The sequence below is a fragment of the Aliarcobacter cibarius genome (genome assembly GCF_013372265.1).
Lineage (GTDB): Bacteria > Campylobacterota > Campylobacteria > Campylobacterales > Arcobacteraceae > Aliarcobacter > Aliarcobacter cibarius.
In genome coordinates, this window is sequence record NZ_CP054051.1 from 234,090 (window position 1) to 253,720 (window position 19,631).

Sequence of the window (19,631 nt, forward strand, 5' to 3'; positions counted from 1 at the left end):
AACCAACTAATTTAAAAGAGATAATATCAATTTACTTAATTCAATTGATGAATTACTTTGTGGTTGTGAACGAGTAAATTGTTTTTTACCGTTGTAGTAAAAATCTATAATGGAAACTTCATTATTTTGTTTAAATGTATATCTTTCTAAATAATTAAAATGCTCTATTTGTATGATTTCAATATCATAATTGCTGATTGTATTTAAAATAGCATTATAATATTCTTCTAAAAAATTTTCAGCAAATACAAAATGTTTTTTATCCTCTGCCATATTAGCCAAAAATAGTGTTTTATTTTCTAGAGACTTTAGTAAAATCTCAGCAAGTTTTGCAAGAGTATTTGTTTCAATTGCAGATACTTTAGTAATTTTATTTTTACTATTATAGATAAATTTAATTCTACATATTTCATTGTTGTATTCAAGTGTGTACTGTTCACAATATTGATTATGAATTGTATCTGTAATTTTTATATCACTTTGATCTAATAATTTTTTGGTTTCAGAATAAATTGCATCTTCTATAAATTCTGGTAAAGTAATTTGTGCTGAGAATTCATTATTAGTGCTATCATTTATTTCTTTTGTTTCAATAGGTTGTAGTACAGGAGAATTATATTGTTGCATTTTAGTAAATGGTGAAAAATGAGGTTCATCAAGTGTAAACAGTTTTTCAGAACTTCTTGTTATTGCTGTATATATCCATCTAAAATAGCTTTGACTTAATACACTTTGATGAGTTTTGCAATTTAAAAATACATTTTTCCATTCACTACCTTGGGCTTTATGACAAGTAATTGCATATCCAAACTTTATTTTTAAAGCATTAAAATAAGGATCTTTTTTTAATGCATCTTTCCATTCTTTAGTATTTGATTTTAAATGTGGATTTCTCATCACAAAATCAACATACAATGCTTTATGTTGGTTTGAACTAAGGTTTGATTTGTCTGAGTAAAGAAGGTTTTCTATAATTTTAGATTTTATAGAGTGTGGTACTCCATTGATATCATGAAATAGAATTGTAACATCCCTAAAATATAAGGTTTCATTAATTATTCCATTTTTTGTAACAATATGTTTTACTTCAGGTTTATAAGATACTTCTTGAATAATTCCAAAGTCACCGTTAGAAATAAAGATTTCATAGTTTGCATTATTTGAAACAACCAATACTTTATCATTTACTGTAATATTATTTGTATTGCCTGGAAAAAAATATTCTCTGATTTTATCGTTATACTCTTTAACTGATGCATTTGAAAAAGCAATAACAATTGTATCTTGATCAATTCTATTATTGCATTGCATTAAATAAGTATTTAAAAAATCCTCGTGAGCTATATGAGCTACATCATTATAATTTGTATCGATATCTAATTGATTGAATGTTTGATTGTCAAGTGATTTTCTGATGGGCACAGTATTTTTTAAAATACCACTATCAGATTTTTGTCTAACTACTTCTGTAAGTTCATAATCATTAACTAATAGATTAAAAGTTTGTTTTAAATACTGAGCATCCAATGCAGGAGAAAAATTCATTCCAATAGGAGGTAGCTGAGCATTATCTCCTATAAATATGATTTTTTTATTATGGTCATTACAATCTATATTGATATATTTTAATAAATCTTGTAATAAAAACCCACTACCAAATCTAAAAAATTCAGGTTCACTATAAATATTAGATATCATTGATGCTTCATCTATAATGTAAATAGTATTATTGGAATCTTCATTCACTCTAAGATCGAAATAGAATTTATAAGTTTTATCATTTTCATTTTCTTTATATTCCTTTATGTCATTTGTGGAATAGATAGTTTTATGAATAGTGTATGCTTCATTTTGTGTTTTATTTGCAATAACTTTTGCCGCTTTTCCAGTAGGAGCTGCAAGAATAAACGTTCTTCGTATTTCTTTTAAATATTCAGTTAAGCCTTTTGTAATAAATGTCTTACCAGTACCTGCATACCCTTTTAAAAGAAAAATATTTTGTGAAGAATTAGGAGCATCTATAAAAGCTTCTAATTTACTTACAAGTTCACTTTGAGAATTAGTCAAATTATATTTTTGAAAAAATTGTGACAGTTTTATTGCTGACATTGTATTCCTTTTTTATTTTAATAATACTAGAAAAAATCGACATATTTTGTCTATATTATATAATATTTATAGTTCTTCTATCAAAATTTGTTTGGCTATTTAATATAGTATTAAAGATTTAGTGTTTGGCTTCATGATTTGTCTTTACTTGCTTTATTTAAGATTTAATGAATTAAATCTAACTGTTAAATCCCAATTTCATACTATTTAATTTTTTTAATTTAACTATATCATTTGGTAAATTTCCAAAGTATAAATTTAAATTTAATTCTTCTAGGTTTTTTAAAGCTGAAATACCTTTTGGAATTTCATTAAAAAAATTACCTGATAAATCTAACTTTTTTAGTTTCTTTAGTTTATACAAATTAGGGTGTATTTTATTTATATATGATAATCCTAAGATTAGTTCTTCAAGGTGTTTGAAATATTTAATTTCTTTTGGTAAAGGTCCATCTATTCCTTTGACATTAACAACTAATTTTTTAATATTTTTTACTTGAGATATCTCTTTTGGAACTCTATGGCAAAGGCAACATAGATCTAATCTTTTTAATTTAAATAGTTCTTCTTTTGTTTTTGGGAAAGTATACTCTTCATTTTCCATCATGGAAAACCATTTAAAGATTTTATCTAAAGATGGGTATAGACCTACAAAGGGATTTTTTTTCCAACAATATTTAAAAATAGCTTAAATCTAATTCTAATATAAAATCATTAACTATTTTCTCTTAATTTTTTGTAAAAATTTCTAAAAGTACAAAAAACTCCTTTTTAGTGTATTTTATTTAAATTCTATGATATATTTAATATACTTTGAATAATATATTAGTTAATTTACATTTTTACAATATAATTTGGTATGGTTTTTATAATGTAAATTAAACGTTCATTTAATTTACATATTTTTTCAAAAAGGAATTTTTAAAATGTTAATAGGTTATGCTCGTGTTTCAAAATCAGATAATTCACAAGTTTTAGATTTACAAATTGATGCTCTTACAAATTCAGGAGTAAAAGAAGAAAATATTTATAGTGATAAAATTTCTGGAAGTAAAGATGCAAGACCAGGACTAGAAAATTGTCTAAAAGCTTTAAGAGAAGATGACATATTAGTTGTATATAAACTTGATAGGCTTGGAAGAAATTTAAAACATCTTATTCAAACTGTTGAAGATTTAACAAAAAGAAAAATAGGATTTAAAGTTTTAAGTGGTCAAGGTGTAAATATAGATACAACAACACCTGCAGGTAAAATGATATTTTCTATATTTGGAGCATTAGCTGAATTTGAAAGAGAACTTATTCGAGAAAGAACAATAGCAGGTATTACTGCAGCTCGTGCAAGAGGAAGAATGGGTGGAAGAAAATTCAATCTTACAAAAGCTCAAGTAAGACTTGCAGAAGCTAGTATGAAAAATAGAGATACAAGTGTTACTGAACTTTGTAAGGAGTTAAAAATCACAAGAGCAACTTTATACAAATATATTTCACCAAATGGTGAATTAAGAGATTATGCAAAAAGAGTGCTTGAAAAATAATATTTCAATTAAAGTTTATATAAGCTATTTTAGTAGATTGTTTAAATGGTAGAAGGATTTTTTATTAGAATAATTTAATATCATAATTTAAATTTGTGAATTTATTAAATAAATTATAAATTTTGCACCATTTATTGTATTTTCAACTTCTAATTTACCACCAATATTTTTTTCAATTATAACCTTGCTCATATAAAGTCCAATACCTAAGCCTTTTTCTTTTGTTGTAAAATAAGGTTCAAAAATCTTTTTGATTATTTTTTCACTTATTCCACCTGCATTATCAATAATTTCTATAAGTATATTTTCTTCTTTTTTAATTATATTTATTATAATTTTTGCATCTTTTATCTCTTGTTTTATAAATTCATCTTTTGCGTTATTTAAAAGATTAAAAATTACTTGAGCGAACTCACCTTTATAAGTTCTGATTCTAAAATTTTCAGTGTAATTAAAATTTAATTTTATATCTAAAGATTTAAAACTTTCATTTAAAAGATTTATGCTTTCATTTATACATTCTATTAAACTAAATTCCTCTTTTTGTTTAGAAATCTTAAAAAAGTTTCTAAAATCATCTATTGTATGAGACATAAATTCTATCTGCTTATTAGCTTCATCGGTTTTTTTTTCTAAATATTTTTTATCAAGTTTATCATTTTCATAAGCAGCTTTTAAATTCATAATTATATATGAAAGATGTGTTAAAGGTTGTCTCCATTGATGGGCTATATTCCCAATCATTTCTCCCATTGAGGCTAATTTACTTTTATTTATTAAAATAGTTTCATTTTGCTGTTTTTCTAATTCGGTTTGTCTCATTTTGAATCCAATTGCAAATGAAAATAGTAAAGACTCCAAAGGAATGCCAATATGCAACATATAATTTTCATTATAATCAGAAAAACTACTTTGAGATAAAAATACAAAAATAAATAGAGAAAACCATCCAATAATATAAAATAATGCTGGTTTATAGCCTTGCTTTAAAACAAAAAAAGCAAAGATAAGCAAAAGAAAGATTAATATATAGGGTGGAATATAATCAATAATAAATGATTTATTTGTAATTAATAATGAAAAAATATCTAATAAATCTAAAAAAATTAAAAGCCATAAAGAAGTATGTATTTTTGGTGTATATTTTTTAGTATTTAAAAATTCCATATTAAATAAAATTGATAATAATATTGATAAATTTAATAAAAGAGTTAATGAAATATCTATATTATTTCCATTGTTATCAAGTAAATTAATAATGTAAGAATTTTTTGAACATAGTACTAAAAGAAATAAAAGAGATACTTGTAATAATGAATAATAAAGAAAAATCTTTTCTTTATTATAAAGAAAAAAGACAAAGTTATATAAAAAAGCACATAATATTATCCCATAAGTAATTCCAAATAAAAGTTTTTCTTCATTTAAAATATTTTTATATTCAAACTCATTAAAGAGCTCCAAATCAAAAAAAAGATGTTGATTTTCTAAATCAAAATTTATTATTAAATCATTTTTTATATTTTCAAGTTTAATAATAGGTACTTTGTTTATAAATTCATAAGAGTAATTACTATTTTTAAAACTATCTTTTGTACTTAATATCTTTATATAATAAACATCATTTTTTAAAAGTTTTTCATCAATTTCTATTTTTAATACTAAGTTAGTATATTTTTGTTCATAGTTTTTTTTATCTAATTGTTTAAATTTAATAAAATTTTTCCCATCAAATGAGATAAAAGTTTTTTCTAACATCTGTTCTTTAAGATTCTGTGCATGTAAATTTATAAAAAAAAAGAGATTTAAAATAAGAATTCTTATCATTAGATTAAACATTTATTTGATAACCAATTCCAGAAATATTTTTAACTATATTTTTAAACGTTTTTTTTCTAATATCTTTTACAATAGAACGCATCGAATCTTCTGTCATATCTCCATGCCATACGTAGTTATTAAATTCACAATACTTAACGGCTCTCTTACTATTTTTAATCAAAAGTTCTAAAAATAGTAATTCTTTTTTTGTTAAAATTATTTGTTCCTCTTTTAAAAATAGAGTTTTATTTAAAGTATCAAAAGTGAACTCCTCATTTAAATAAAATATACTTTTATCTTCAATAATATCTTCAATACAAGATTTAAGAACAGGTAAAAGTTTATCAGCTGTAATTGGTTTTAATAAATATTTTATAAGACCTAATTCTATTGCATCCAATAAATAAGATGTTTCTAAAAATGCAGTAGCGAGAATAATTTTAGTTTTTTTATCTTTTTGTCTAATTTTTTTAACCATTTCAATACCATTTAGCTTAGGCATTTTTATATCACTGATTATAATATCAGGTTGAAATCTTTCATAAGCTTCAAAGCCACTTATTCCATTATCTGCTTCATAAACATTATTACAATAAAACTCAAGATATTCAACAGCATTTTCTCTTATAGAATTTTCATCATCAATATATAAAATCTTTAAACTTTTAAACTCATTCATCTTTAACCTTCGTATAATACATTTATCAATCAAAGTTTAAAATATTGATTGAAGTTCTATGAAACTCATAGCTCTCACAAAGGCTAATAATAAACAAGTTTTTTTCCTTTTAGGATTTAAATACCTACATATAAAACGTCTTGTGTTAGCTTTATTAAATCATCTATAGGATGCTCGGGAGAAAAATATTTTCTACCTGTTATAACACGAAGCTATGAGATTTTAAACTATCACATTATGGAGGATTATTATGTATTATGTTGGAGTTGATATTGCTAAAGACAAACACTATGTTTGTATTTTAGATGATGCAAAAGAGTTAGCTTGCAAACCTTTTTGGATTTATAGTGATATATTAGGATTAAGAGAACTACTCAAACGATTAGCTGAACTATCATTAGATATGAATGACTTTATTATTGGTATAGAATCAACTGGAGCATTTAGTGAAAATTTCTATAGTTATATTACTGATGCAGATTATAAAGTAATACTTTTAAATTCTTATCAAACTTCTAAGTATAGAGATTTCTCTACTCTTAAAAAGATTAAAAATGATTCAATAGATGCTTATGTTATTGCTGAATTACTTGCTAGTGGTAAATACAAAGCTAGTTATATTAGCAATGAAGATTATCACAATTTAAAAGTTTTAAATCGATTAAAAAAATCATTAGATGATAAAATAAAAACTATTAAAAGAGAGATAACAACTGTTGTTGCTACTGTTAATCCAGAGATTGAAAAAGTATTTCCAAATATCTTTACCAAAACTGCAATAGCGATCATTAAATCTTACCCAACCGCAATGGATATTTCAAAAGCTACGCCAGAAAAGCTAACTAAGATTTTTCGACATATCAAAGGTAATAGCTTTAATCTTGAAAAAGCAAAATATCTTATAGAACTTGCTAAATCTTCTATTTATACAGGTCGTGCAAATGAATCTAGAGCTTTAATGATCAAGACTAATATTAAGATATTAGAGCTTTATATTCAAGAAAGAGATGAAGTTGAAGAACAAATTCAAATTCTTATAGACAATCAACTTGATGATGATTCAAGTAATATTGAAAATCTTAAATCAATTCCTGGAGTATCTAATAAAACTGTTACAGCAATATTAGGAGAATGTGGAGACCTTAGAAGATTTGAATCAGCTAAAGCTTTCATAGGTTTTTTAGGTCTATATCCAACTTTATATCAATCAGGTAAATCTTTATCAACTGGAACTTTAGCTAAAAGAGGAATACCCATAGCTAAACATGCTCTTTATATGGCAGCAGTATCAGCTGTTAGACATAATAACGAACTTCATAAACTTTTTAGAGACAAAGTATCATCTGGTAAATCCAAAAAAGAAGCATTGATAATTATTGCTAAAAAATTAGCATCTATTATCTATTCTCTTTTTAAATATAACCAAGCATATAATCCATATAGAGTACTAATCCAACATAAAAAGTAAACTTGTTAGTTTAACACTTGTGAGAACAATGAGTTTTCATAGAACTTTGACCAAAATGTATTATTATTTTTAAATTTGATCATTTGAACATTTCAAAAAATGCTCAAAAAATCAAACCATAAAGCACGCCTTAAAAAATAGCCTAGTCGTTTAAGCTATTCTTTATAGGATGGTTTTATTTATATATTGTATTTTGAATAAATGTAGAAAAAATGTCCTTATTAAATTTTTCCCATATTTTTCCCATAAATTTATTCTATTCTTTTTGTAATAAAAAATAAAGAGAGAAACATTAATGTTAAAAAAAATCATTGTATTAATTTTTATTGCAACTTCACTATATGCAAATTCTTTAAAAGAACTTTTAAGTAATATTGAAGTAACAAATGAAAATTATCAAGCACAACAAGCTTTACAAGAGATGGCTAAAAAACAGTATGAATCAGCAACAAAAGATAATTATCCAACATTTAATCTAATTGGGGCTTATGAAAATAATTCAAAAGTTTTAAGTAATGAACCTGAGGATATAGCTTATGGAGAATTAAAAGCTTCATATATTTTATATGATGGAAACAAAATACTAAATAATGAATTATCTAAAAAAAATTTACATGAATCACAAAAACTAAAAACTCAATATTTAAAGCAAGAGATTATGTTAGAGGTAATAAAACAATATTTTTCATATCAAAATACAAAATCTGCTATTGATGTTATAAATTACAAAATAAATGAATTAAATGGTCAAATAAAAAAATTTGAAATTTTAGTAAAAAATGACCTTGAAACAAAAGATAAACTTCAAGCTTTAATTGCATCAAAAAAAGAGGCTTTATATGATATTGAAAATTTAAAAATAGATTTAGAAAATTCAATATTACAACTATCTCTTTTGACAGGTCGTGAAATTTCACTACATGATGAAGAAAGATTGATTGAGCCAAGTTATGAAGAAAATGATAGATATGATATTGAAGCAAAAAAACTTGAAGCTAAAAGTGTAAAATATACATCTGATAGTTTTAATTATTTACCTACAATATCAATAACAGATTCTTTAAAAAAACAAGAATATTTGCATTATGATGAAACATATAATGATAAATTGAATAATCAAATAATATTTCAAATCAGCTTTCCTATTTTAGATTTTGGAAAAATCTCAAAAGATAAAGAAGCTAGTCAATTAGAGGCTTTAGCTTTAAATAAAGAGATTGCTTATAAAGAAAAATCTATTCAAATTGAAAGAAAACTAGCTTTAAAATCACTAGAATCTTCAAAAGTTAAATTAGATAGTGCAACATCAGGGCTTGAAGCTACAAATACAACTTATGAATTTAGTAAAAAAAGATTTGATGCAAATTTGATAAGTTACACTGAATATTTAACTGAACTTACAAAAAAACAAGATGCAAACTATCGAGTAATCTTAGCAAAAAATGATATTGAACTAAAAAAAGCCAATCTTGCTTTCGCACTTGGAATTGATTTATTAACACTTATAAAGGAATAAAATGAAAAAAATACAAATTATGATAATACTTCTAACAAATATTTTATTTGCTGATGTTTATGCAACTTATGAAGTAAAAGCATTAAATGAAGCCTCTTTAAATGTTTCTACATCTGGTATTGTTTCTAAAATAAATACAGATGTAGGAAACAAAGTAAAAAAAGGTGAAGTTTTACTTTCACTAAATGATTCAGAAGAAAAAGCGAATCTTGAAATATCAAAGAATGAATATAAATTTTTATTAACTCAATATGAAAGATATAAAAAAAGTGCAGAAGTTTTTGATAAAAATAGTTTAGATAAATTGGAATCAGAGTTAAAAAGTGCAAAAGATTTAATAACTTTAAATGAAGCAAAACTATCAAAAATGAAAATCATTGCTCCATTTTCTGGTGTAATTTCTGAAAAAAATATAGAAGTTGGTGATATGTCAAGTAATACTGAAAAAGCTTTATTAAAACTTGTTTCAAATGAAAAAAAACTTTTATTAGCATTTGATTCAAAATTCGCTCAAGATGTGAAAGTTGGAGATGAATTTTGTTTAAACTCAAAAAAAGATGATTATAAAAATTGTGTTGAAATTTACAAAATTTATCCTACATTAAATAGTGACAAAAAATTAAATGCAGAAGCTTATGGTGTAGATTTAAAAATTGGTAATTTTGGTGATGGATTAATAAAAGGAAACTAATATGTACAAATTTGCTATTTCAAGACCAATTACAACTTTTATGTTTGTATTTGCTTTGGTATTCTTTGGATATACTCAAATCCAAAAAATGCCAATTGCATTCTTACCAAATGTTGATTATCCCGTTGTTAGTGTTATAACTAATTATGACCAAGGTTCAACTGAAATTATTGAAAGTAAAATAACTGATAAAATAGAAGAAGCGATAAGTGGTATTTCTGGAATTGATATAATAAGATCAGATACTTCAAAAAATCAATCAGTTGTTATTGCTCAATTTGAGTTAAGTAAACCTGTTGAAGAAGCTGCAAATGATGTTAGAGATAAGGTTTCAACTGTTGATTTACCAAAAGAAGCTAATAAACCTATAATTGAAAAATTTTCAAGTAGTTCTGCACCTATAATAACTCTTTTTTTATCAACAAAACTTGATAATCTTGATAAATTAATGCTTCATGCAAATGAAGTAGTAAAACCTGTTTTACAAAGTATTGAAGGTGTTGGAAAAGTAGAAATTGCAGGTTTTAGGGATAAAGTACTAAAAATATATCCAGATACTACTCTTTTAAGTAAATATAATCTTGATTTAAATGACTTATCTTCAAAAATTGATGAAGAAAATATCAAAAAAGATGGAGGAAGAGTTGTTCAAGAAAAAGAAGAATTAAATATCTCAATTGATTCAGATGCAATAAATGTTGAACAACTAGAAAATATAAAAATAAAAGATGGTGTTAGATTAAAAGATGTTGCAAAAGTTGAAGAAACAATAGAAGATGAAAGAACATTTGCAAACTATAATGAACAAAAAGGTGTATTATTACAAGTAAAAAAAATCTCAGGTGCTAATGAGGTAAATATTGCAAAATCAGTAAGGGAAAAAATTCCATATATCAAAGGATTATCAAATGATTTTGATATAAATTTATTATTTGATACAACAAATTTTATTGAATCAACTTACAAAAGTGTTCAATTTGACTTGATTTTGGGTTGTTTCTTGGCTTCTTTAATTGTATTTGTATTTTTAAGAAATTTTACTTTTACAATCATTGCAGCTATCTCTTTACCTATTTCAATCTTAGGTGTTCTAGCAATAATGGGTTGGAGTGGGCAAACACTAAATATTTTAACACTTACAGCTTTAACATTATCAATAGGAATTATTATTGATGATGCAATTGTTGTAATAGAAAATATTTATAAAAAACTTGAACTAGGAAAAAGTAGATATGAGGCAGCGTTAGAGGGAGTAAGGGAGATATCTTTTTCTGTTTTAGCTATTTCAGCTATGCTTTTAGCGATTTTTATACCTATTGCAAATATGAGTGGAATAGTAGGAAAATTCTTTAAAAGTTTTGGTATAACTATTGTTGCTTCGGTAATAATTTCTTATATTGTAGCAATTACAGTTATTCCTATGATTAGTTCACTTTTGGTAAATCCAAAACATTCGAAATTTTATTTGATGACTGAATCAATATTTTTATCGATGGATAGAATATATAAAAATCTTTTAACAAAAGCAATAAAGTTTAAATTTGTAACTTTAATAAGTGGCTTTTCTATATTTGCAATATCTATAATTTTATCTTCAAATCTAGGAATGGTATTTATGCCAAAAGAAGATAGAAGTCAGTTTGAAGTAATAATCAAAGCAAATGCAAATATTTCAATGGAAGAGATGAAAAAAACTACAATAAATATTCAAAAAGAGTTACTTTCAATAAGTGAAGTTGATTACTCTTCTTTGACTATTGGATTAAATGGAAATATTTATGAAAGTTCAATTTATGTTAGATTAGTTCCAATAGATAAAAGAGCAAAAACTCAACGTCAAATTATGGAAGAGATTAGACATAAATCGAAAACATTTGAAAATATAGAGATAAATGTAAATGAAACAGATGATATGAATTCAGGTGCAGAAATTATGACACCATTTCAACTTATATTAAAAGCAAATGATTCAAAACTTGCTGAAGAATCAGCTAATAAATTGATTGATTATTTAAAAACAATAAACGGAACAACAAATATTCAAAATAATATTCAGCCTAAAAAAGATGAACTTTCTATTGAGATATTAAAACAAAACTCTTCAAAATTTGGAGTAAAAAGTAGTGATATTGCAAATGTAATTGCAATGGCTTATTCAGGAGAAATTACAATAAGTAATTTTAATAAAAATGGTAAAGAATATGATATTGTTATGAGATTATCAGATGATTTAAGAACAAATATAGATGTGATAAATCAATTAAATGTAAAAAATGATAAAGAAGAACTTATTCCTTTATCAAGTTTAATTAATATAAATACAAAACAGTTAGCTTCTGTAATAAAAAGATATAATAGACAAAAACAAGTTACTGTTGGAACTGATATGAAAGATGGTTTAGCTTTAGATACTCTAATCAATCTTGTAGTTGAAAATAAAGATAAATGGCTTTTAGATGGAGTAACTTATACTTTTGAAGGAGATGCTAAAGATATGCAAGATACTTCTGATGCCTTTGGTGTTGCTATTGTTGCTGCTCTTATAATGATATATTTAATTCTTGCTTCATTATATGAATCTCCACTCCAACCAATTATCATCATGAGTGCAATGCCACTTAGTTTTACAGGGGCATTTTTAGGACTTTATTTAGCAAATATGAATATGAGTTTATTTAGTATGATGGGATTATTTTTACTTCTTGGTTTAGTTGGTAAAAACTCAACTTTAATAGTTGATGCTGCAAATAGGAATAGAGAGAATAATACAACTTTAGATGAAGCAATTATTCAAGCAGGGATATCAAGACTACGACCAATCTTAATGACAACTATATCTATGTGTTTAGGTATGCTTCCCCTTGCCCTTTCTATTGGTGAGGGATCAAGTATAAAAGCTCCTATGGCTATTAGTGTTATAAGTGGTTTAATAATATCTACAATGTTAAGTCTATTTGTAGTTCCAGCTTTATACAAATTAATAGCTCCACTTGATGATAAAATCAGAAAACTTTATACTCACAAATAGATATTTTCCAAGCATTTAGCTTGGAAATATTTAAAATTATATTTTAAAATCTTTTTAGTTTCACATAACTTCCACACTAATTTTTTTTAAAATCTTTTTATTAAAAAATTGGAGGAAAAATGAAAAAAATATTCTTATATATTTTATTAGCAACTATTTTATTTGCTAATGAACAAAATTATATAGAAATAGGTGGTGGTAGTGAAAAATTAAAAAATAATTTTTCACCAGAATCAAGAAAAACTATTATTCAATTAAATGAAGCACAAGATGAAAATGAAAGTTTTCCTTATTTTGAAATGTACTATGGACATAATCTAAATGATACTTTAAATTTATATGTATCCTCAGATATAAATGGAGCTCATATAGGTTCATTAATTAATTCAGATTTTGGAGTATTTGATTTTGGATTAAAGTTTAATTTATCTAAAGAGTGGAAAAATCCATTTTTAAAAGAAGTTGATAGAGAAAAAACAGATGTAACAGAAATTGGTTTTTACACTGGCTATGGTTTATCACTTTTTGATAATCATGAAGGAATGATTAAATATGAACTTAGCACAATTGAATACAGCAAGGAAACTATAAATAATGATTTAAAAAGAGAAGGGAATAGGCATCTTTTTCTTTTTGAAAACAAATTTAATTCAAAAATTTTCGATAATGATTTAAGTTATATAACTAATTTATCTTATGAAATATATGATGCTAAAGGGAAATCAAGTTCATATAATAAATATGAATTACTAGTAGGAACAACTATAAATTTAACAGAAAATTTTTTATTCTCTATTTTTTCTAATATTGGAAAAAAAGATTATGAAGAAATTAATCTTGAAGTAAATAAAAAGATAAATGCTGATATTTTTGGTATTAATACTATATTTAGATGGGATAAACCTTTTTCTTATGAAAATATATATTTAAATATTAAAACTGGATTTGAAAAAGAAGATGCTAATCATAGTTTTTATAATAAAGAGAATACTTATTCAATACTATCAATTGGGTATAAATTCTAAAAATAAAAGCTTTTAAAAGTAGAATTATAGATTATTTAAAACCATATAAAATAATTTATAGAAACTATTATTAAATCAATTTCTTTGCTAAATTTAGTTCAAATATGTAAATACAGACATATGTATACAATTTCCTATAATTTAAAGGTTCTTCATGCCACTTATTAAGATTTTAACATCTATCCAAAAAAAAGAGTTTGAAGAACCACCAATTCTAAATCAAGAGCTAAAAAATGAAATTTTTAAACTGCCAATTGAATTAGAACAACAAGTTTATTCATTCAACAACAGTAGTAATCAAATTCATTTTATATTGATGTTTGGATATTTTAAAATAACACATAGATTTTTTAATCCAACTTCATATTATGATGAAGATATAAAATACATAGCTTCTAAATTTAAATTTGATGATAATTCATATTCCACTGATATTGGACATAGTTCATTAGCTACATATAAAAATACAATAAAAAAACATTTTTCTTGTGTTAAATTTACTTCACATATATATGATATTCTTCAAAAAGAATCAGATTTATTAGTAAAAAAGCTATTAAAAACACAAGATATTTTTTATTTGTTAGTAGAAAAATCAATGGAATTAAGAATAGAAGTTCCTAGCTATACTCAAATAACAACTATCATTTCATCATCAATAAATGCACAAAACACCTTAGATTATAAAAAAATCAAAAAATATGAAAATCATGAAGCCTTAAAAAATCTTGATTATCTTTTAAAAGAAGATGTTTCAAACCCTACTAAATATGTTCTTGGTAAATATAAAAGAGTTTTACACTCTGTAAATGCTACTAAAGTTAGACAATCTAATATTGATTTTAGATATTTAAATGATTTATCAAAACAACTTGAACCTATTTTAAAAGAGCTTTCATTAGATGATAACACTATTATTCACTATGCAAAATGGGTTGAAAAATCTGATATGCATCAAATTAGTAGAAAAGTAAAACATAAACAATATTTTGATTTGATATGTTTTGTGCTACATCAAGTAAAAATAAGAAGTGACTATTTAATTGATATTTTCGTACAAGTGATGCAATCAATAAAACAAACCACATTAAGAGAACACCAAACAATTTATTATGATCAAAAACATAGCAGAACAAAGAATTTTAAAGACTTAACACAATTCTTACAAACAGAAATTATTCCAAATATATTAAATTTAGAATCAATTATTAAAAATGATTTCTCAAGTGAAGATAAAATATCTTTTATAGAGAATATAATTACAGAATTAACAAAAAATGAAGAGTTTCAAAAAATAAAATCAATAGATTTTAATTCATTAAATGAAGAGACTTCTTTTTATGATATGCTAGAGAATAACTCTTCTAAATTACAAATAAGAATAGCTAAGATTATCCAAAATGTTGATTTTGATACAAACAATTCACAAAAATCTTTTATAAAAGCAATAGAACATTATAAAAACAATAATGGGAAATTGAATTCATCAACTCCAAAAGATTTTTTAGAGAAAAATATTCAAAGTTTACTATTTCAAAAAGATGAAAATAATACTAAACATTTTAGAATTTCATTATATAAAATACTATTTTTTATTGAAATATCACAAGCTATTAAATCAGGAAAATTAAACCTTCTAAACTCTTATAGATATAGAGCATTTGAATCATATTTATTGGATATTAATAAATTCAAAAAAGAAAAGATGGATTTATTGGAACAATACAATCTTTTACATTTTGCTAATTGCAAAAAAACTACAACCTATTTAAAAGAGCAACTAAACTCATCTTTTAAAGATGTTAATGAAAAAATTTCAAAGGAATTAAATCTATATTTTCATCTAAAAGGTGAAAATAGTTTTACAATAACTACTCCAAAAGTTGAAAAAGATATATCATTAGATCCATTAACAAAATGGCTTCCAAAAGACAAATTTATTCCATTAATATCAATTTTGGAAGAGATTAATAGCTATATTAGTTTTACAAAAGTATTTACACATTACTCTTTAGGAAGGAATAGAAGTAACATAAAGATAGAAGCATTATTTGCATCTATTATTGGATATGGTTGTAATATCAACATTTCAAGAATGGCTAAAATTTCAAAAGGTATTTTTGAACATGATATAGAACATGCAAGTAATTGGTATTTATCAAATGAAAATTTAATTGAAGCAAATGATAAAATCATAGCTTTTACAGAACAGTTAGACATAGTAAAACTTTTTAAAAATGATAAAGACAAAAATCATACAGCAAGTGATGGTCAAAAGTTTAATATTTCAGTTGATTCTTTAAATGCTGGATATTCATTTAAATATTTTGGATTAGGAAGAGGTGTTAGTAGATATATGTTTATTGATGAATCACATAGACTATTTTATTCAACTGTAATCAATGCAAATGAAAGAGAAGCTGCTTATGTAATTGATGGTTTAATGCATAATGACACAATTCAGAGTGATATTCATTCGACAGACACTTTTGGCTATAGTGAAGTTGTATTTGCTCTAACACATCTATTAGGTTTTTCATTTGCACCAAGAATTAAAAATTTTAAAGAACAGCAACTATATGCATTTGAAGCAAAAAAAGAGTATCACAAATTAGGATATAAAGTTTTACCAATAAAACAAATCAATATAGAACTAATAGAAGAACAATGGGAAAATATTTTAAGATTTGTTCTTACAATAAAAGAGAGAGAAACTACAGCATCACAACTTCTTAAAAGACTTACTTCCTATCCAAAACAACATAAAACATATTTAGCATTAAGAGAGTTTGGAAGAATAATAAAAACAAAATTTCTCCTTGAATATATTGATGATGTTACGCTTCGTCAACAAATTGAAAAGCAATTAAATAAAATAGAAAATGCAAATAAATTTTCTAAAGCAATATTTTTTGGAAATAATGGAGAATACATGTATGCTACAAAAGAAGAACAAGATATAGCAAGTAATTCCCTAAGATTAATTCAAAATGCTATTATTTGTTGGAATTATTTATATTTCTCTGATAAATTAGCAAAAGAAACTGATGAAAATGAAAAATCATTAATAATTCAATCAATTCAAAATGGTTCTATTGTTCATTGGCAACATATTAATTTTTATGGTGAATATGATTTTACTGGAATAGAAACAAATAAAAAAGAATTTGAATTTAATTTAGAGAAAATAATAAATCTAAAAGTAGAAGATAAGTAAAAAAGATAGAAAAGCCATTATATAGGGATTTCCTTATCATTTTAAGTTTAGTTTAAATATTGTTGGAAAAAAAATCCCTTTGTAGGTCTATACCCATAAAACTAAAACTTTAAAACTTGGTAACTATAACTCTATTAAATACACTTATGTTTCAACTACAACTACACATAAAACACTTGGAAGAGTAAAAATTGTATTTATTACTCCCCTAACTAAATACCCAAAAATCAACCAGCATACTGAACCTTTGGATGTTTAAAAAAGTTAGCTACTTTTTGTGGATTATTTTGAATTGACAGCATATATTTTTCAGTATTATTTCTTAGTTCTTTTTGTGTTGTTGGCAATTCATATTTATTAGCACTTTGTTTATAATCTTGATTTAGATATTCATCTGGATTATAATCAGGTGAATAAGCTGGAAGATAAAATAGTTTTATTTTATCTTTATTCTCTTCTTCCCAAGCTTTTACTATCTTTGCATGATGAACTCTTAGGTTATCTACAATTAAAAATACTTTTTTACCACTATTTGAATCGATAACTTTTTTACAAAATTTTTAGCTATAATAATAAAAATATACTAATACTTCGATTATTCAAACTTTTTGATTTCCAAATAAAATAACAAAAGCTCCGAAAATACAAAGACTAGAACCAATTAAGTCCCATCTATTAAAATCTTGTTTTTCAACAAAATATAACCAAGATAAAGAAGAGATTACATAAATTCCTCCGTAAACTGCGTATCCCCTTCCAGCAAATTGCATATTTACTTTAGTAAGTAAATATGCAAACAATATTAAAGATATTAAACCTAAAGCTAAAAACCAATAACTTTTATCAAGTCTAAAATAGACCCAAAAGCTATAGCAACCGAGTATTTCAAAAAATGCTGCTAAAAAATATAAACTAAATTCTTTAATCAAAAGATATCCTAAATATAAATTTTTAAAATAAATATAAATTCTAAGCTTTAATTATATTAGAATCACCTTTTTTTAAAAATTAATTTTTTCTACTATTTCACAAAGTATATTGAATAATTACTCTTCATCATAAATTATTAAATTAGACTCTTTAAAAGCTATTTTTAATCAAATTAATATTTTTATTTGGATAGTTTTATGAAAAAATTTATAGGTATATAATGTTAAAAAAATTTGTACTAAGTACAACAATATTAGTTAATTTTACTTTTGCACAAACATATGAAGAAGGTATATTAGCTTACAATAATTTTGATTTTGAGAAAGCTTTTAAAATATTAGAAGATTTATCAATGAATGATAATGTTCAAGCACAGTTCTTCCTAGCAGAAAAATATAAAATAGGTGAAATAGTAAAAGAAGATATACAAAAAGCTTTTACTTTATATGAAAAAGCAGCTAATCAAGGTTTCGCACCTGCTCAATTTAATCTAGGAGCAATATACTACAATGGTAGTTTAGGTAAAAAAAATTATTTAAAAGCATTTGAATGGTTTGAAAAAGCTGCAAATAACAATGATGCTATGGCTCAATTTATCCTTGGAGATATATATCTTAATGGAATAAGAGTAGAAAGAAATTTAAAAAAAGCTAAAGAATATTTTGAGAAAGCTGCCTTACAGGGACATACAATATCAGAATTTATATTGGGTAATATTTATTATAATGGATATGAAACTGAACAGAACTTTGAAAAAGCTGTGTTTTGGTATGAAAAAGCTGCTCTTAAAGGTGATCCAAAGGCACAATTTAATCTTGGACTTATGTATGATGAAGGCGAAGGAGTAATTCAAAATTATGAAAAAGCATTTAAATGGTTTGAAGAAGCTGCAAAACAAGGTTTACCTGAAGCTCAATACAATTTAGGATGCATGTATGAAGATGGAGAAGGCGTACAACAAAATTATGAAAAAGCATTTGAATGGTTTACTAAAGCTGCTAATCAAGGATATTCTATAGCTTTTAATAGTCTTGGTTATTTATACTATTATGGAAAAGGTGTAGAACAAGATTTTGAAAAGGCAAATTTATTTAAAAATAAAGCTTTAGAATATGATTCTATGATGGAAAAGAATTTACAATACGCAAGAAAAATCGAATCTATTTTTTTAGAAGATACTCTTCTTCTAATTAATAAAAATACTCAAGATAAAATTTTTGAGATAACAGATAAACTAAAAGAAAAGTTAGATATTAATTTATATATCGTCGCTTCTTTAGATAATGGAATATCAAATGATTTATCTGAATCCCAAAAATTAGAAGCTTTAAACAAATATTACAATTATATAAAATCAAGTATTAATTCTTCAGAAAAATATATTCTATTATCTTTAGCTAAAGAACAAAATTATTTAAATATATTTTATACAGAGGATTTAATTTCAAATAGTGAAAAAAATGAAATATTAATGAATATTATTTATACAATTAACAATGAAGATAAAAATGATATTAATCTTAATACACCCATACTAAATGGAGTAATTAAAATTGAGGAGATATTAAGTAAAAAGAATAATATTGAAATATAAACTCATTTTGTCATA

14 protein-coding genes are annotated in these 19,631 nt (G+C 24.2%); 8 read left to right on the forward strand and 6 right to left on the reverse strand.

From position 1 onward, the window contains the following. Nucleotides 1-6: 6 nt before the first annotated feature. Both ACBT_RS01055 and ACBT_RS01060 read right to left on the reverse strand, forming a co-directional pair. Nucleotides 7-2,109, reverse strand: coding sequence for an ATP-dependent DNA helicase (locus ACBT_RS01055; RefSeq protein ID WP_176325381.1), 2,103 nt, complete (start codon nucleotides 2,107-2,109; stop codon nucleotides 7-9). Nucleotides 2,110-2,287: 178 nt separating this feature from the next. After that, entirely contained in the window at nucleotides 2,288-2,713 is a 426-nt protein-coding gene (locus ACBT_RS01060; RefSeq protein WP_176325382.1) for a leucine-rich repeat domain-containing protein, read from the reverse strand. 322 nt (nucleotides 2,714-3,035) lie between these two features. Between ACBT_RS01060 and ACBT_RS01065 the strand changes: the two genes are divergently transcribed. After that, nucleotides 3,036-3,647: a recombinase family protein gene (locus ACBT_RS01065; protein ID WP_024774790.1), complete on the forward strand. Its 612-nt coding sequence runs from the start codon at nucleotides 3,036-3,038 to the stop codon at nucleotides 3,645-3,647. Between the two features lie 87 nt (nucleotides 3,648-3,734). On the opposite strand, the gene ACBT_RS01070 is transcribed toward ACBT_RS01065, so the two are convergent. Then, nucleotides 3,735-5,474: a sensor histidine kinase gene (locus ACBT_RS01070; RefSeq protein ID WP_162147700.1), complete on the reverse strand. Its 1,740-nt coding sequence runs from the start codon at nucleotides 5,472-5,474 to the stop codon at nucleotides 3,735-3,737. A 4-nt stretch (nucleotides 5,475-5,478) separates the two neighbouring features. Next, nucleotides 5,479-6,147, reverse strand: coding sequence for a response regulator (locus ACBT_RS01075; RefSeq protein ID WP_024774788.1), 669 nt, complete (start codon nucleotides 6,145-6,147; stop codon nucleotides 5,479-5,481). Between the two features lie 250 nt (nucleotides 6,148-6,397). On the opposite strand from ACBT_RS01075, the gene ACBT_RS01080 reads away from it, so the two are divergent. The 6 genes from ACBT_RS01080 to ACBT_RS01105 all read left to right on the forward strand — a co-directional run bounded on the left by ACBT_RS01080 (nucleotide 6,398) and on the right by ACBT_RS01105 (nucleotide 17,092). After that, a complete protein-coding gene (locus tag ACBT_RS01080; protein WP_024774266.1) occupies nucleotides 6,398-7,615 on the forward strand; it encodes an IS110 family RNA-guided transposase in 1,218 nt (405 codons plus the stop codon). Nucleotides 7,616-7,910: 295 nt separating this feature from the next. After that, on the forward strand, nucleotides 7,911-9,131 hold the full coding sequence (locus ACBT_RS01085; RefSeq protein WP_024774787.1) for a TolC family protein: 1,221 nt from the start codon (nucleotides 7,911-7,913) through the stop codon (nucleotides 9,129-9,131). Between the two features lies 1 nt (nucleotide 9,132). After that, a complete protein-coding gene (locus ACBT_RS01090; protein ID WP_024774786.1) occupies nucleotides 9,133-9,822 on the forward strand; it encodes an efflux RND transporter periplasmic adaptor subunit in 690 nt (229 codons plus the stop codon). A 1-nt stretch (nucleotide 9,823) separates the two neighbouring features. Next, nucleotides 9,824-12,850 (forward strand): efflux RND transporter permease subunit, encoded by a 3,027-nt coding sequence (locus ACBT_RS01095; RefSeq protein WP_024774785.1) that lies wholly within the window; start codon nucleotides 9,824-9,826, stop codon nucleotides 12,848-12,850. A 119-nt stretch (nucleotides 12,851-12,969) separates the two neighbouring features. After that, nucleotides 12,970-13,875: a DUF2860 family protein gene (locus tag ACBT_RS01100; RefSeq protein WP_024774784.1), complete on the forward strand. Its 906-nt coding sequence runs from the start codon at nucleotides 12,970-12,972 to the stop codon at nucleotides 13,873-13,875. A gap of 154 nt (nucleotides 13,876-14,029) precedes the next feature. Beyond that, complete coding sequence (locus tag ACBT_RS01105) at nucleotides 14,030-17,092, forward strand: Tn3 family transposase (RefSeq protein WP_024774783.1); 3,063 nt, start codon at nucleotides 14,030-14,032, stop codon at nucleotides 17,090-17,092. A 227-nt stretch (nucleotides 17,093-17,319) separates the two neighbouring features. Here ACBT_RS01105 and ACBT_RS01110 read toward each other — a convergent pair whose 3' ends face one another. Together ACBT_RS01110 and ACBT_RS01115 are read right to left on the reverse strand one after the other, a co-directional pair. After that, nucleotides 17,320-17,634, reverse strand: coding sequence for a transposase (locus ACBT_RS01110; RefSeq protein ID WP_084031376.1), 315 nt, complete (start codon nucleotides 17,632-17,634; stop codon nucleotides 17,320-17,322). 57 nt (nucleotides 17,635-17,691) lie between these two features. Next, nucleotides 17,692-18,021 carry a YnfA family protein gene (locus ACBT_RS01115; RefSeq protein ID WP_024776222.1) on the reverse strand — a complete coding sequence of 110 codons (330 nt, stop codon included), beginning with the start codon at nucleotides 18,019-18,021 and terminating at the stop codon, nucleotides 17,692-17,694. Nucleotides 18,022-18,242: 221 nt separating this feature from the next. On the opposite strand from ACBT_RS01115, the gene ACBT_RS01120 reads away from it, so the two are divergent. Next, nucleotides 18,243-19,616 (forward strand): SEL1-like repeat protein, encoded by a 1,374-nt coding sequence (locus ACBT_RS01120; RefSeq protein ID WP_024776223.1) that lies wholly within the window; start codon nucleotides 18,243-18,245, stop codon nucleotides 19,614-19,616. Nucleotides 19,617-19,631: the final 15 nt, after the last annotated feature.

Coding starts and splice junctions, on each gene's coding strand:
- ACBT_RS01055 (WP_176325381.1), bottom strand. CDS start 2,109: ATGTCAGCAATAAAACTGTCACAATTTTTTCAAAAATATAATTTGACT.
- ACBT_RS01060 (WP_176325382.1), bottom strand. CDS start 2,713: ATGGAAAATGAAGAGTATACTTTCCCAAAAACAAAAGAAGAACTATTT.
- ACBT_RS01065 (WP_024774790.1), top strand. CDS start 3,036: ATGTTAATAGGTTATGCTCGTGTTTCAAAATCAGATAATTCACAAGTT.
- ACBT_RS01070 (WP_162147700.1), bottom strand. CDS start 5,474: ATGATAAGAATTCTTATTTTAAATCTCTTTTTTTTTATAAATTTACAT.
- ACBT_RS01075 (WP_024774788.1), bottom strand. CDS start 6,147: ATGAATGAGTTTAAAAGTTTAAAGATTTTATATATTGATGATGAAAAT.
- ACBT_RS01080 (WP_024774266.1), top strand. CDS start 6,398: ATGTATTATGTTGGAGTTGATATTGCTAAAGACAAACACTATGTTTGT.
- ACBT_RS01085 (WP_024774787.1), top strand. CDS start 7,911: ATGTTAAAAAAAATCATTGTATTAATTTTTATTGCAACTTCACTATAT.
- ACBT_RS01090 (WP_024774786.1), top strand. CDS start 9,133: ATGAAAAAAATACAAATTATGATAATACTTCTAACAAATATTTTATTT.
- ACBT_RS01095 (WP_024774785.1), top strand. CDS start 9,824: ATGTACAAATTTGCTATTTCAAGACCAATTACAACTTTTATGTTTGTA.
- ACBT_RS01100 (WP_024774784.1), top strand. CDS start 12,970: ATGAAAAAAATATTCTTATATATTTTATTAGCAACTATTTTATTTGCT.
- ACBT_RS01105 (WP_024774783.1), top strand. CDS start 14,030: ATGCCACTTATTAAGATTTTAACATCTATCCAAAAAAAAGAGTTTGAA.
- ACBT_RS01120 (WP_024776223.1), top strand. CDS start 18,243: ATGTTAAAAAAATTTGTACTAAGTACAACAATATTAGTTAATTTTACT.